Origin of the sequence: Clostridium sp. 16K-1-R1 (assembly GCF_023921145.1) — a bacterium.
Taxonomy (GTDB): Bacteria; Bacillota; Clostridia; order Clostridiales; family Clostridiaceae; genus Sarcina; species Sarcina perfringens.
This window is the reverse complement of the sequence record NZ_CP046515.1, coordinates 1,424,064-1,437,538: the sequence shown is the minus strand read 5'-3', so window position 1 is coordinate 1,437,538 and position 13,475 is coordinate 1,424,064. Positions and strand designations below refer to the sequence as shown.

The 13,475-nt window shown below is 27.9% G+C and carries 10 protein-coding genes; 6 read left to right on the top strand and 4 right to left on the bottom strand.

From position 1 onward, the window contains the following. Positions 1–22 precede the first annotated feature (22 nt). From GOM42_RS06240 to GOM42_RS06230, 3 genes are all read left to right on the top strand, one after another. Complete coding sequence (locus tag GOM42_RS06240) at positions 23–1,531, top strand: YfcC family protein (protein WP_003448442.1); 1,509 nt, start codon at positions 23–25, stop codon at positions 1,529–1,531. Between the two features lie 232 nt (positions 1,532–1,763). Further along, positions 1,764–3,185, top strand: a complete 1,422-nt coding sequence (locus tag GOM42_RS06235) for a spore germination protein (protein WP_057231370.1) — start codon at positions 1,764–1,766, stop codon at positions 3,183–3,185. A 130-nt stretch (positions 3,186–3,315) separates the two neighbouring features. Continuing rightward, positions 3,316–4,089 carry a Tim44-like domain-containing protein gene (locus GOM42_RS06230; protein ID WP_110077425.1) on the top strand — a complete coding sequence of 258 codons (774 nt, stop codon included), beginning with the start codon at positions 3,316–3,318 and terminating at the stop codon, positions 4,087–4,089. 120 nt (positions 4,090–4,209) lie between these two features. Here GOM42_RS06230 and GOM42_RS06225 read toward each other — a convergent pair whose 3' ends face one another. Together GOM42_RS06225 and GOM42_RS06220 are read right to left on the bottom strand one after the other, a co-directional pair. After that, positions 4,210–4,677, bottom strand: a complete 468-nt coding sequence (locus GOM42_RS06225) for a hypothetical protein (RefSeq protein WP_003448417.1) — start codon at positions 4,675–4,677, stop codon at positions 4,210–4,212. Positions 4,678–4,794: 117 nt separating this feature from the next. After that, the gene (locus GOM42_RS06220; protein ID WP_110077424.1) at positions 4,795–6,627 is read right to left on the bottom strand and encodes a family 20 glycosylhydrolase; all 1,833 of its coding nucleotides are present in this window, start codon (positions 6,625–6,627) and stop codon (positions 4,795–4,797) included. Positions 6,628–6,787: 160 nt separating this feature from the next. On the opposite strand from GOM42_RS06220, the gene GOM42_RS06215 reads away from it, so the two are divergent. The 3 genes from GOM42_RS06215 (at position 6,788) to GOM42_RS06205 (ending at position 10,793) form a co-directional block, all read left to right on the top strand. Continuing rightward, positions 6,788–7,606: an AraC family transcriptional regulator gene (locus GOM42_RS06215; RefSeq protein WP_011590622.1), complete on the top strand. Its 819-nt coding sequence runs from the start codon at positions 6,788–6,790 to the stop codon at positions 7,604–7,606. 149 nt (positions 7,607–7,755) lie between these two features. After that, positions 7,756–8,268, top strand: coding sequence for a ferritin (locus tag GOM42_RS06210; RefSeq protein WP_011590621.1), 513 nt, complete (start codon positions 7,756–7,758; stop codon positions 8,266–8,268). Between the two features lie 527 nt (positions 8,269–8,795). Beyond that, positions 8,796–10,793 (top strand): KUP/HAK/KT family potassium transporter, encoded by a 1,998-nt coding sequence (locus GOM42_RS06205; protein ID WP_011590620.1) that lies wholly within the window; start codon positions 8,796–8,798, stop codon positions 10,791–10,793. Positions 10,794–10,896: 103 nt separating this feature from the next. Here GOM42_RS06205 and GOM42_RS06200 read toward each other — a convergent pair whose 3' ends face one another. Together GOM42_RS06200 and GOM42_RS06195 are read right to left on the bottom strand one after the other, a co-directional pair. After that, positions 10,897–11,250: a hypothetical protein gene (locus tag GOM42_RS06200; RefSeq protein WP_060795459.1), complete on the bottom strand. Its 354-nt coding sequence runs from the start codon at positions 11,248–11,250 to the stop codon at positions 10,897–10,899. A gap of 164 nt (positions 11,251–11,414) precedes the next feature. Then, positions 11,415–13,355: a TetM/TetW/TetO/TetS family tetracycline resistance ribosomal protection protein gene (locus tag GOM42_RS06195; RefSeq protein ID WP_011590618.1), complete on the bottom strand. Its 1,941-nt coding sequence runs from the start codon at positions 13,353–13,355 to the stop codon at positions 11,415–11,417. Between the last annotated feature and the right edge of the window lie 120 nt (positions 13,356–13,475).

Genomic DNA, 13,475 nt, shown 5'->3' with positions numbered 1-13,475 from the left:
AAACTTAAGAGGAGGTAAAAAAATGAGTAAAAAGAAAAAAATTTCGTTCCCTACAGCCTTTACTGTATTATTTATTGTTTTAATTTTATCAGCTGTTTTAACTTATGTGATTCCAGCAGGATCATATTCAAAGTTGTCTTATAATGAAGCTGAAAATACCTTTATTGTTACAAATCCTCAAGGGGAAAGCACTAAGGAAGCTGCAACCCAAAATACCTTAGATAAACTTGGTATAAAAATAGACTTAAGTAAATTTACTGATGGAAGTATAAATAAGCCAATAGCTATACCAAATACTTATGAAAAGGTTGCTCAAAATCCTCAAGGTATTGCTCAAATAATAGAAGCTCCTATTCAAGGAACTTATGACACTATAGATATAATTATGTTCGTTTTAATAATTGGTGGAGTAATAGGAGTTTTAAATACAACTGGAGCATTTAATGCTGGAATTGCTAGCCTTTCTAAAATAACTAAGGGAAAAGAATATATACTTATAATATTATTATCAATACTTATTTCTCTTGGTGGTACTACTTTTGGATTGGCAGAAGAAACCATTGCCCTTTATCCAATTCTGCTCCCAATCTTCCTAGCTTCTGGCTATGATGCTATAGTTTGTATAGCCACAATATACATGGGTTCATCTATAGGAACAATGTTCTCAACTGTAAACCCATTCTCTTCAGTAATAGCTTCAACAGCTGCTGGAATAAGCTTTAAAGAAGGCCTTGATTTTAGGATGATAGGATTAGTTTTAGCTACACTTATAACAATAATTTATATACTTAGATATGCTAAAAAAGTTAAAAACGATCCTTCTAAATCCCTTGTATATGATCAAAAAGATGAAATAGATTCTAAATTCCTTCATGAATCTAGTAATGATGTGCCAGTATTTACTTGGAGACTTAAACTTATGCTTTTAATCTTCGCTGGTTCATTTATAATTTTAGTTTATGGAGTTTCAGCTAAAGGATGGGGATTTATACAAATGACTGCTCTATTCCTTGTAGTTGGAATAATTTTAGGATTCCTTTCAGGACTTGGAGAAAAGAAATTTGTTAATACCTTTATAGCTGGTGCTGCTGATTTAGTAGGAGTTGCCTTAGTTATAGGTGTTGCAAGATCTATAAACTTAATACTTGAAAATGGTAAAATATCAGATACTTTACTTTATGTATCCTCAAATGGAATTCAAGGTATGGATAAAAATATATTTATAATATTAATGCTTGTTATATTCATAATCTTAGGATTCTTTATTCCATCTTCATCTGGTCTTGCTGTTTTATCAATTCCAATAATGGCACCACTTGCAGATACAGTTGGTTTACCAAGGGATGTTATAGTTAGTGCTTACCAATTTGGTCAAGGATTAATCTCCTTTATAACTCCAACAGGATTAATTTTAGCTACCCTTGCTATGGTTGATGTAACCTATAATAAATGGCTGAAATTTATTATGCCTTTAATGGGAATTATAGCAGCCTTTGCAGCCTTACTATTATTAGTACAGGTACACTTTTAAAACATTTAAAATATTAGTGTATTAAAATCACTTTTTTATAAAACTTACAAACAATATGAAAATTATATAGATAAGCTTTGGAATTTAAATTCTTAGGAAAATCTATTAATTTTCTAAATATGTTTGTAAGTTTTTTTATTATAAGAATACTAAACTATAAAATTATTATAGGAATATTATTTATTCTCCTTTGAAATAATAAGTTTATATTATTTACTAAGGAGGAATTTTTTTGGACTTAACATCAAATTTTGATAAAAATATAAATACTTTATCTAAAGCTTTAAGGGTTGGAAAAAGTTTTGATATAATTGAGCGTTCAATAATAATTGGGGATAAAAAAGCCACAATGTATTATATTGATGGATTTGTAAAAGATGACGTAATGGAATTAATCATGAGTGACTTCTTTTCCTTAAGCAAAACTGAAATGAACTTAATAAAATCACCTAAGGATTTTATGAGAAGACAAATCCCTTATGTAGAAGTAGCTGAAGAAGTATCCATAGATAAAATAGTATCTCAAGTTCTCTGTGGACAGACAGCATTAATTTTAGAAGGATTCTCCAGTGCAATAATGATAGATTTAAGAACCTATCCAGTTAGAGGGCCTCAAGAACCAGAAACTGAAAAAGTATTAAGGGGTTCTAGGGATGGCTTTGTAGAGACCATTGTATTTAATACTGCATTAATTAGAAGAAGAATAAGAGATCCTAGACTTACCTTTGAAATGATGTCTATAGGAAATGTATCAAAAACAGATGTGGTTATATCATTTTTAGACGAGGTAGTTGATAAAAAAACTCTTAATCTAATAAAAAAGAAATTTGAAAACTTAGATATACAAGCATTAACCATGAGCGAACAAAGCCTTGTTGAATCTCTTTCAAATGCCTCATGGTATAATCCATTCCCTAAGGTTAGATATACAGAAAGGCCTGATGTTGCAGCTGCCCATATAACTGAGGGAAAGATAGTTGTTATTATAGATAACTCTCCTTCAGTTATAATTTTACCAACTACTATCTTTGATTTTATACAGGATGTTGATGATTATTATCTTCCTGTAATAACAGGTAATTTTATTCGTTTAATAAGAAATTTTATACTAATTTCTACTATTTTTATAACCCCACTTTATTTGCTTTTAATCCAAAATGCCTATAGAATACCTGATTACTTAAAATTTTTATTACCTGTTGATGGCTATAAAGTTCCATTGATAGTACAATTTTTACTTCTTGAAGTTGCAGTAGATGGATTAAAACTTGCCTCTTTAAATACGCCAAATGCCCTTGGTATGTCCTTATCTGTTATTGGAGGATTAATACTTGGTCAATTTGCTGTAGATACTGGGTGGTTTTTACCACAAACCATATTATATATGGCCATAGTTACACTAGGAAGCTTTTCTCAACCTAGTTTAGAACTTAGCTATGCCTTAAAATTTTGGAGAACTCTCCTACTCATATTAACAAGCCTATTTAATGTAATAGGATTTTTTGTAGGATTAATAATAGGAATAGTTTTAATTGCAAGTAATAAAACTTTAACTGGTGATTCCTATCTTTATCCTCTTATTCCCCTTGACTGGAAAGCACTTAAAGCACTTATCTTTAGAGTAAGATTAGTACCTAAGCAAAAAGAAGAATAATCAAAATTTAATTACATTATATTAAATTTCTTAATTTTTCATTTAATAAATAAGAATATTTAATAAAAAAAGAAGGATTTTGTTAAATATTGTAGTAATTAATACTCTATAGGAGTAAGGAGGACAATAAATGAAAAATTTAAGAAAGATTTTAAGTATAATGTTAATACTATTATTTTTAATTCCATCCACAACAGTTCTTTGTCGTGCCGGCGGTGGTGGCGGAGGCGGAGGTGGTGGAGGTGGCGGAGGTGGTAGAGGAGGATCTTCTTCACATAGCTCTCATGGAAGCAGCTCAAGCTCCCCTTATGGAAATATGATTAACTTCTTAATATTCAGTTCATTCATAGGAATAAATTTCTTGTTTGTGAAAAACGGAAGTGTATCTAGATATAAAGTTTATTCTAAAAAAAGAGAAGCTATGTCTACTCTAAAAGACTTTGAGATTGAAAATCCAGCATGGAATTTCTATGAAATAGAAACTCAGATTGAAGAATCCTTTCCTCTAATTCAAGAGGCTTGGATGAATAGGGATTATTCACCTGTAAAACATTTAATGACAGATAACTTTTTTGATACTCATACTGTAAAAATGAATTGGATGCTTTTAAAGAAGGAAAAGAATATTTTATCTGATGTAGAATTAAAGAAGGTAACTCCTATATTAGCAGTAGAAAATGATGAAAATGGAGAGGATTTTATTTGGGTTTTATTAAAGGCTAAAATGATTGATTACACTATAAATGAAGAAAATAATTGCATAATTGATGGAGACTATTCAACAGCAAATTCATTTGAAGAATTTTGGAAATTTATAAGAAAAGAGGATAAATGGTTAGCTGATACAATACTTCAAGTAGATGATATTGAATCTCTTGACTACTTTGATAAATTGAAGCCTTAATAAAATTAAACTTCACTAAAATAATTTATAAATAATAATTATAAAAACATTATGGAGATTTCTAAACTGCAAACTAAAAAACCAAGCTAAAGCTTGGTTTTTAATTTTTATAATTAATTTTTAATTCTCATCCTTTAATTCATTCATAAATTCTTGAGCTTTTATTTTTAGTGGGCTATCATCCTTAAGCTTTTGTAATCCAATACTTAACCCTTCTTTATCTATTACTAAGCCATCAGTAGGAATATACCATTTTACCCTTCTACAGTGCTGCATAGGCAATTCATCTAGTCCTACTTTGTTAAATACAGGTTCAAATCTATATGGACTTGTTACTTTACCAGCTGCTACAATAGTAAAGCTTCCATCCCTTGAATTTATCTGTTTTAAAATAAGTACATCTCCTACCTTAACTTCTTCAGCAAATCTCTTTATAACTATTCCCTCTTTACCTAAGATATCGTACTCTTCTTTATTGTCAAAATAATCTCCTTTGTCTCCAGGGCCAACAATTGCTACTCCTAAATCAAAGAATATATCTATTAAATTTGTGTTACCTATCTCTGCTGATATTTGCCAATAATTCATAATTATTACCTTCTTTCATTCTATTAGTATAAAAATAAAGTTATCAACAAAGTAAATATTACTTTATAATTTATTATACTCTTTAATTTTATATTTGTTTAGCCTTTAAAAATCCTCTTAACCCCTTAAATATGAGCACATATATACTATAACTTCTCTTATTCTATTAAGCTCGCTTTCTTTATTATATTTTCTCCATATTGATGTGTAATCATAAAACCAAAGCTCTAAATCCTTAGCTAAGTCTTTTTTATCTATATCTAATAAACTTTTTTTATTAAACTCTCTTTCAAGTAATACCATAAAAAATTTATCTATAAGCTCCCATCCCTTTGAAGACACAACAAAGCTTTGAATAGCTTCTTTATCCTCTGTATTTTTAAGTAATTTAATAAACTCTCTTCTTACCTCTGAAGCAACCTTATATCCTTCAAAAACTTTTAAAGTATCTATATTCTTAATTTCTTCCTTGGTTTCTTCTCTTTCATTAAACTTTTCTTTCCATCTAACAAGCTCTCCCCAACCTGCAACTTGATTTTTAGAAAGCTTATCCATTAAATATACCACCTTCATAGATTCATCACCAAATTCCATAAGGGATATAGACTTAAAGATTTCATTAAACTCCTCTTCCTTTGGATTCCATGAAATTCCTGCTCCATAAATCATAGATGGTATTGAATTAGCTAATAGATTTATATTTCCATAATCTCCCCAGTTTGTATTTAAAACACCTATAGCTCCATATTTCATTCCGTGGTTAACCATTCTTCTTATATTGCTAAAAGAGCCTTCTATAAGATTCATCATCATATTCCATCCACCTACACCAGGGCAAACATATTGTACTTTATTATGCTCTGCTATAATTTTTGTAGCTACATCATTAGCCTGTGGATGATAGTTCCAAGTTAAACAAGTTAAATCCTCTGGTATATCACTTAAAAGTTCTGGATATCCAACTATTATATCTCCCCAGAACATAACATTTTTATTAAAACTTTTTACAATGTTATATACCTTATTTAAAAACTCTGTATATATTTTACCTACTCCTAATTTTTCAGCCTTCTCTCTACTCTTTCCTTTTCCTAAATCAAAGGTTTCATCACAGCAAATATTAAACTTATCTGAACTGAATAAAGGAATAAATTCTAAAAGCATTGATTCAACAAAGCCTAAACTTTTAGGGTTAGTAACATCTAAAGTATGATGTGCCATTCTATCTACAAAAGAATATTCTTCATCTCCTATTTCTAATTCACAAAGTTCTCTAAAGGATTTACTTCTTAAAGCTTCATATAGATGACCAAAAGTTGATAATGATGGTACAAGTTCCACATGTCTCTCTTTGCAATACTTGTCTAAAATCAATATTTCCTCCGCTGTTAAAGGATCCTTATCCATCCAAACTTCGCTCATTCCCTTAAAAGCAAAGGTATGCTCTATATATAGTTGCAACTGATTTATTTTATAAAAAGCTGCCTTATCAACTAAGCTTTTTAATGTATCTAAGGTTGGTACCATTCCCCTCGTTACATCGTGATAAAATCCACGATATTTAAAATATGGAGAATCTTCTATTGTTAGATTTGGAATACATGCTCCAAACTCTCTTACAAGTTGTCTAAAACTCTGACATCCATAAAATAATCCAGCACCAGACCCTTCTATTATTGCCTTATTCTCATTTATTTCTATTTTATATTCCTCTTCATTTTCAAATTTGCATTCTCTTAAAATTATTGAGTTACTATATTTCTTATCCATAAAAAGTTTATTTATGTTAAGTTTAAAATCTAATACTCTTTCTATTTCCTCTTGAATCATAATTGCCAAATTTAAATCTTCAAAAGATAATTCACTACTTAATATAATTTCAGTATCTCTTTCTATAAAAAATTCACCTTCATGGTTAACTACATTTTTTGGTCTTGGTATTAAATGCATTTCTCTTCCCCCTAATAATACTTTACTTTCTACAAAAATTTGCTCATAATGGTAATAAACAATTTAAATGTTTACTATTATTATATAAAATTATTTTATTTATTTAAGTAAGTATTTTGCTGTTATTTAACACAATATTGCTTTTTATATAGGAGGAATTATGAGTAATTACATATATGAAAATCACTTTCATAGGGATCCTAATTTCCCAGTAATATTTCATTGTGATATTTTAAATAAAAATAAACCTAGTTTTTTGATGCATTATCATGAAAACATAGAACTTCTCTACTTCTTAGATGGACATGCTAAGGTGGTTTGTGATAATAAAATACTCCAAGCTAAAGCTGATGATATTATAATAATTAATTCAAAGGAGCTGCATTCTATAGAAAAAATATCTGATTACTGTAAATATTACTGTCTTATTATAGATAAAGATTTACTTAATGATAATTTAAATAATTTTGATAATTTTAGATTTAAAAACTTAATTAAGGATTCATTTTTAAAGATGAAAATTGAAGAAATAAATAGGGAATTAAGTAATAAAAATGATTATTTTAAAGAATTTATAAAATCGGATATACTTCAAATTTTAATTCATATTAAGAGAAACCATATTGAGCAAAACTCATCATTAATAAAAATAAAAGATAATAATAAAATACTAATGGTAAAAGAAATAATAAATTATTTAAAAGAAAACTATAAAGAACAAATTTCAATTGATCATATATGTAACCATGTTGCTTTTAGTAAATATTATACCTGTCGTACCTTTAAAGAGGTAACAGGGCAAACTATTCTAGATTATATTAATCATATTAGATGTATTAATGCTAGAAATTTAATCCTCTACAATGGATATACTATATCTGAAAGTGCTTATAAAAGTGGCTTTAATAACTTATCTTATTTTTCAAAAACATATAAAAAGTATATAGGATTACTTCCATCTGAAGAAAAAATTACATAATTTAAGCATTATAAAGTAATCTCAAGATACTCCTATCTATTATTAATAGAATAATAATTTCTGTTAATAATTTTTATAAATTAGTTTGCTTAATTTTCTTTTTAAGACTACAATTATTTTATAGAAATAATAAAAAGAGGTGTACATATATGTTAAGTGAAAATTTATTACAAAAACTTAATGAACAAGTTAATTTTGAATTTTATTCATCATATACTTATTTAGCTATGGCTGCTTATGCTGAATCTGTTGACTTAAGTGGTTTTGCTAATTTTTTTAGAGTTCAAGCTCAAGAAGAATTATTCCATGCAATGAAATTTTACGATTATATATTCCAAAAAAATGGCGTTGTTGAATTAGAACAAATAGATAAGCCTAAATTTAATTTTTCAAATATAATTGAAGCCTTTGAAAAAGGTTATGAACATGAACAATTAGTAACTCGTAAAATATATGACCTTGCAGATGTTGCTTTTGAAGAAAAAGAACACGCAACTATGAGTTTACTTAAATGGTTTATAGATGAACAAGTTGAAGAAGAAAACAACTTCCACTCATTATTAAAAAAAGTTAGAAGATCTGAAGGTAATCCTGCTGCTTTATATATGATGGATGATGAATTAGCTGCAAGAGTATTCACTCCTCCAACAACTACAAAATAGATTTAATTTAAAGTTATCAATAAAAAGGGCGTGTATCAAAATAACTTTTGATAAAGCTTACAAACATATTTCGAGAATTACTAGATTTCACTAAGAATTTATAATCATTACTTCGAAGATATCACTAAAGCTTCGAAACTTGCTTCGCTTCGAACAGTCTCAGCTTTATAACGTGATATCTTCTACGTAATAATTTAAATTCTAAAGTTCATCTAGATATTCTCTTCATACTGTTTGTAATCTTTATTATATTTTGATACAGCCTTTTTTATTTTACTAGATTACTTTAATACTCATCAGGAATTCATTATAATTTTTTCAAAAAACTTATATATTTTTTAATAAACTTTTCAATGTAAAAGTTTTAATAAAATAGAACTAATTTCTTTTTAATTTATAACTTTACATCATTTCATAATGGTGCTAGTATAAATTTTATTAGATTTTAATTTTATGTGTACACATTAATAATTTATTAATATTTTTCAACTTAATAATTAACTTATGATAATAAAGGAAGAATAGATATGAGTACTAATAAAAGTTCTATTGAAAAAATTACTTTAGGAAGCTTTTTAATAGCCTTAGGAGTTGTTTATGGAGATATTGGAACTTCTCCTCTTTATGTTATGAAATCAATAATAAATGGCAATGGAGGTTTAGAAAGCATTACTCCTGATTTTATCCTTGGAGTATTATCTCTTATTTTTTGGACTATGACTTTATTAACAACAATAAAGTATGTTCTTATAACATTAAAGGCTGATAATAAGGGAGAAGGAGGTATATTTTCTCTTTATACCTTAGTTCGTCGTCGTGCTAAGTGGCTTATTATCCCTGCCATGGTAGGAGGTTCTGCTCTGCTAGCTGATGGAATGCTAACCCCAGCAGTAACTGTTACTTCATCCATTGAAGGTTTAAAAATCTTGCCTAGTTTTAATGATATATTTGGAAATAATCAAGATATAATTATAATCATTGTACTAGTAATACTAAGTTTTTTATTCTTTATTCAACATTTTGGTACAGAAATAATAGGTAAAATCTTTGGACCAGTTATGTTTATTTGGTTTGCATTTTTAGCCATATTAGGAATTGTAAATTTATCAGGAAATTTGTATCTTTTAAAAGCACTTTCTCCTCATTATGCAATAAAAATTTTATTTAGTCCAAATAATCATTTAGGTTTTTTTATTCTTGGAGGAGTATTTTTATCAACAACTGGAGCTGAAGCTTTGTACTCTGATCTTGGTCATGTTGGTAGAAAGAATATCTATCTTACTTGGCCTTTAGTTAAAATATGCTTACTATTAAATTATTTTGGTCAAGCTGCTTGGATATTATCACAAAAAAATAATACTAAATTATATGGAATTGAAAGCTTAAATCCATTTTTTCAAATGATGCCTAGTTGGCTTTTACTATTTGGAGTTTTAATTTCTACATTAGCAGCTATTATAGCATCTCAAGCTTTAATTTCAGGTTCATATACCTTAGTTTCAGAAGCTATTAAATTGAATTTATTCCCTAGATTACAATGTCTTTACCCTTCTAATTCTAAGGGACAAATTTACATGCCAGCTATAAACAGAATACTTTGGATAGCTTGTATAGCTATAGTTTTATATTTTAGAAGTTCAGATAATATGGAAGCAGCTTATGGATTATCAATAACTGTAACAATGCTTATGACATCCATACTTTTATTCAATTATCTATTAAAAATAAAAACTCCATTACCAATTGCACTAATTATACTAGTCTTCTTTGGCTCTTTAGAATTTTCATTCTTAATTTCAAGTGCAGTTAAATTCGAAAAAGGTGGTTTTGTTTCAGTATTAATAGCTTTATGTATTTTAAGCATAATGTATATATGGATAAAAGGTCATTATATAAAAATGAGTCTATTAGACTATATTCCTATTGAAAATTATAAAAATCAATTAAAAGAATTAAAGAATGATGTAGATAGACCTAAATATGCAACAAATCTTGTTTATTTAACAAGTTCAGAAAAATCCAAAAGAATAGAAAGAAAAATAATGTATTCTATATTAGATAAAAGGCCTAAAAGAGCAGATGTATATTGGTTTGTAAATGTAATTGTAACTGATGAACCCTATACAGCTGAATATACTGTAAATACATTTGGCACTGATTATATGGTTAAGGTGCAACTTAAACTTGGTTTTAGGGTTAACCAAAAACTAAATGTATTTTTACGTCAAATAGTATGTGAACTTATAAATAATGGTGATATTAAGGTTCAAAATAGAAAGTATACTACACTTCCTAACAGAAATGTAGGAGATTTCAGATTTATTCTTATAAATGAATGTTTATCATCAGAAAGCAAGCTTAAATCATGGAATTCAATGATAATTAAAGCTAAGCTTTTCATAAAAAAATTCACAGTTTCTCCAGCTAAATGGTTCGGCCTTGAATCTAGTGAAATTGAAATTGAAAATGTTCCTTTAATATTAGGATCTACTGAACACACTACTTTAAAACGTGTTTATAAATAAAGGACTTTCATCAAAATAACTTTTCATAAAACTTACAAACAGTATTTTTTCATATTGTTTGTAAGTTTTATTATTATTTTTTGATAAAAGCCCTCTCTTTATTCTAAAAAGATTTTAACATCTCATCTCTTCTTCTTTTGTTAACATAATTTGCAAATCTCATTTTAAATCTTTCAAATTCTTTAAGCTTATAAAAGTTATTTAAATCAAAGGTAAGGAATAATGTATCAACAATTAAATATTTTAAATCCTTTAAATTATCTTTATTTTCTTCCTCAACCTGAAGATCATCAGCCTTTAGTTTTAAATCTCCAATGGAATTTTGAAAATTTTCTAGATTGCCCATTACAAAATCTTCGCTAAATCCTTCAAAATTTTTATTTACTAGTTCCTCTATAAAATCTACATAATTTTTATTTACTTCTCTATATTCATCATAAATATTTACTAATTCCATTTCTTCACCTCATAGAAAATTAATTCATCTTAAATAGTTTAAACTTTCTCTATAAATTATAACTAAGCTATATATTTTTGTCTAATCAATATAATTTAGTTAAATTTTAATTTCATAAATTTCTTTAAAGTTTATACAAAGCCATATTAAAAACAAAAATTTCTCTAAACTAAACAATGCATATGTTCTTTTGCCTCTTCTCCTTTAACTAAATAAGCTTGACCCTTTGAACAAAATATAGAAGTAGAAGTATAATCAATGTCTGCATTTCTATCATATGCCCTCTTTTCAATAATCTCTTCTTCATTATGACATAAATCATACCCATGAAACTTAAGAGAAAGTCCTCCCTTTCCCTTAGTAAATGACTGAAACTCCATACCATAATTTGTAAATGTAGAAACAGGCCCCTTTCCTTCTATGGTTGCTCTCTCTCCATCTATAATAGGATCCTTAAACTCTCCATTCATCCTTTGTATATCATTCATTACTCTTCCTATTAGGTTAAGATCCACATCTATTTTAAACTTATAATAGGGCTCCAAAAGTTTATTTTCCCCACTTTCTAATCCCTGTCTTAAAGCTCTCTTGGTAGCTTCTCTAAAATCTCCACCACTTGTATGTTTATTGTGAGCTCTTCCTGTTAATAAGGTTATTTTAAGATCCGTAATAGGCGAACCTGTTAATATTCCCTTATGCTCACATTCAAATATATGAGTCCTTATTAAATTTTGATTTCCTGGTGTAAGATCATCTGCATGGCACTTATTTTCAAATACTACTCCTGAATTTCTTTCCCCAGGCTCAATTTTTAAGTGAACCTCACTATAATGTCCTAAAGGCTCAAAATGGCCATATCCTATCACTTCTTCATTTAATGTTTCCTTATATAATATCTCTGGAGTTCCAAATTCTATTTCTTCATTAAATCTATTTTTCATAACTTCTTTAAGAACTTCCAATTGAACTTTTCCCATAATATTAACGTGAATTTCTTTTAATCTTTCATCCCAAGATACACTTAAAGTACTCTCTTCACTTTCTAAAATTTTAAACCATGAAAGTACTTCCTTTGGATTTAACCCTTCTCTATAAACCACCTTAGACTTCAAAGTAGGAATCATATCATATGAATCAATATTTTCTATAGCAATCCCATCACCTGATTCTAGTCCTTTAACTCCTACCACCGCAAATATATCTCCTGCCCTGACTTCATTTACAAGTTCATATTTACTTCCATTATATATTCTAACTTCATTTACTTTCTCTAAAGACTCTTTTCCTTCTTTTAAATATGTCAATTCTTCCTTAGTTCTTAAAGTTCCACTTAGAGCTTTTATAAAAGTTAATCTATTTCCCTTTTCATCATGTCTTACTTTAAAAACTCTTCCTCTAAAAGAATCTTCTCTTTCCTCATAGTTAGTAAATGATAAGTTGTGAAACCACCTTATAAAATCTTCTATGCCCTCATCTAGTAAAGCAGAACCACATAAGCAAGGAAAAATTTTAAGTTCCTTTATCATGCTTGGTATTTTATTTAATAATTCTTCTTCACTTAAATTTCCTTCTAAATATAAGTTTAGTAAGTCCTCATCGCTTTCAACTACTTCTTCTATAGTCCCCTCCTCTAGTTTACTTGAAAAGAAAATAATATCTTCACTAAGTTTGTGTTTCATTTCATTTATAGCTTTATTTACTTCTGCTCCTTCTCTATCAATCTTATTTATGAAAATAAAAGTAGGAACCTTATACTTATTTAATAATTCCCATATTGTTTCACTATGTCCCTGAACCCCTTCTACTGCACTTATAATCAAAATAGCATAATCTAAAACACTAATAGCTCTTTCCATTTCTGGTGAAAAATCTATATGCCCTGGAGTATCTATAAGATAATATTCTTGATTTTCTATAGAAAATTTCCCCACCTCAGAATATATAGTTATCCCCCTATCCCTCTCTATTTCATTATTATCTAAATAAGAATTTTTATGATCAACTCTTCCTCTATTTCTTATACTCTTTGTATGATATAAAAGTTGCTCAGAAAAAGTGGTTTTTCCTCCATCAACATGAGCTAATATACCAATAGTCTTCTTCATCTTTGTCCTCCATTAAAAAAATCTAAACGTTAAAAATTATATATGTTTTTTATTTTATATTCTTTACTATTTTTGTTTTATATGGTATAACAAATAATATTTAATCTTTAATATTATTTA

Coding starts and splice junctions, on each gene's coding strand:
- GOM42_RS06240 (WP_003448442.1), top strand. CDS start 23: ATGAGTAAAAAGAAAAAAATTTCGTTCCCTACAGCCTTTACTGTATTA.
- GOM42_RS06230 (WP_110077425.1), top strand. CDS start 3,316: ATGAAAAATTTAAGAAAGATTTTAAGTATAATGTTAATACTATTATTT.
- GOM42_RS06225 (WP_003448417.1), bottom strand. CDS start 4,677: ATGAATTATTGGCAAATATCAGCAGAGATAGGTAACACAAATTTAATA.
- GOM42_RS06220 (WP_110077424.1), bottom strand. CDS start 6,627: ATGCATTTAATACCAAGACCAAAAAATGTAGTTAACCATGAAGGTGAA.
- GOM42_RS06215 (WP_011590622.1), top strand. CDS start 6,788: ATGAGTAATTACATATATGAAAATCACTTTCATAGGGATCCTAATTTC.
- GOM42_RS06210 (WP_011590621.1), top strand. CDS start 7,756: ATGTTAAGTGAAAATTTATTACAAAAACTTAATGAACAAGTTAATTTT.
- GOM42_RS06205 (WP_011590620.1), top strand. CDS start 8,796: ATGAGTACTAATAAAAGTTCTATTGAAAAAATTACTTTAGGAAGCTTT.
- GOM42_RS06200 (WP_060795459.1), bottom strand. CDS start 11,250: ATGGAATTAGTAAATATTTATGATGAATATAGAGAAGTAAATAAAAAT.
- GOM42_RS06195 (WP_011590618.1), bottom strand. CDS start 13,355: ATGAAGAAGACTATTGGTATATTAGCTCATGTTGATGGAGGAAAAACC.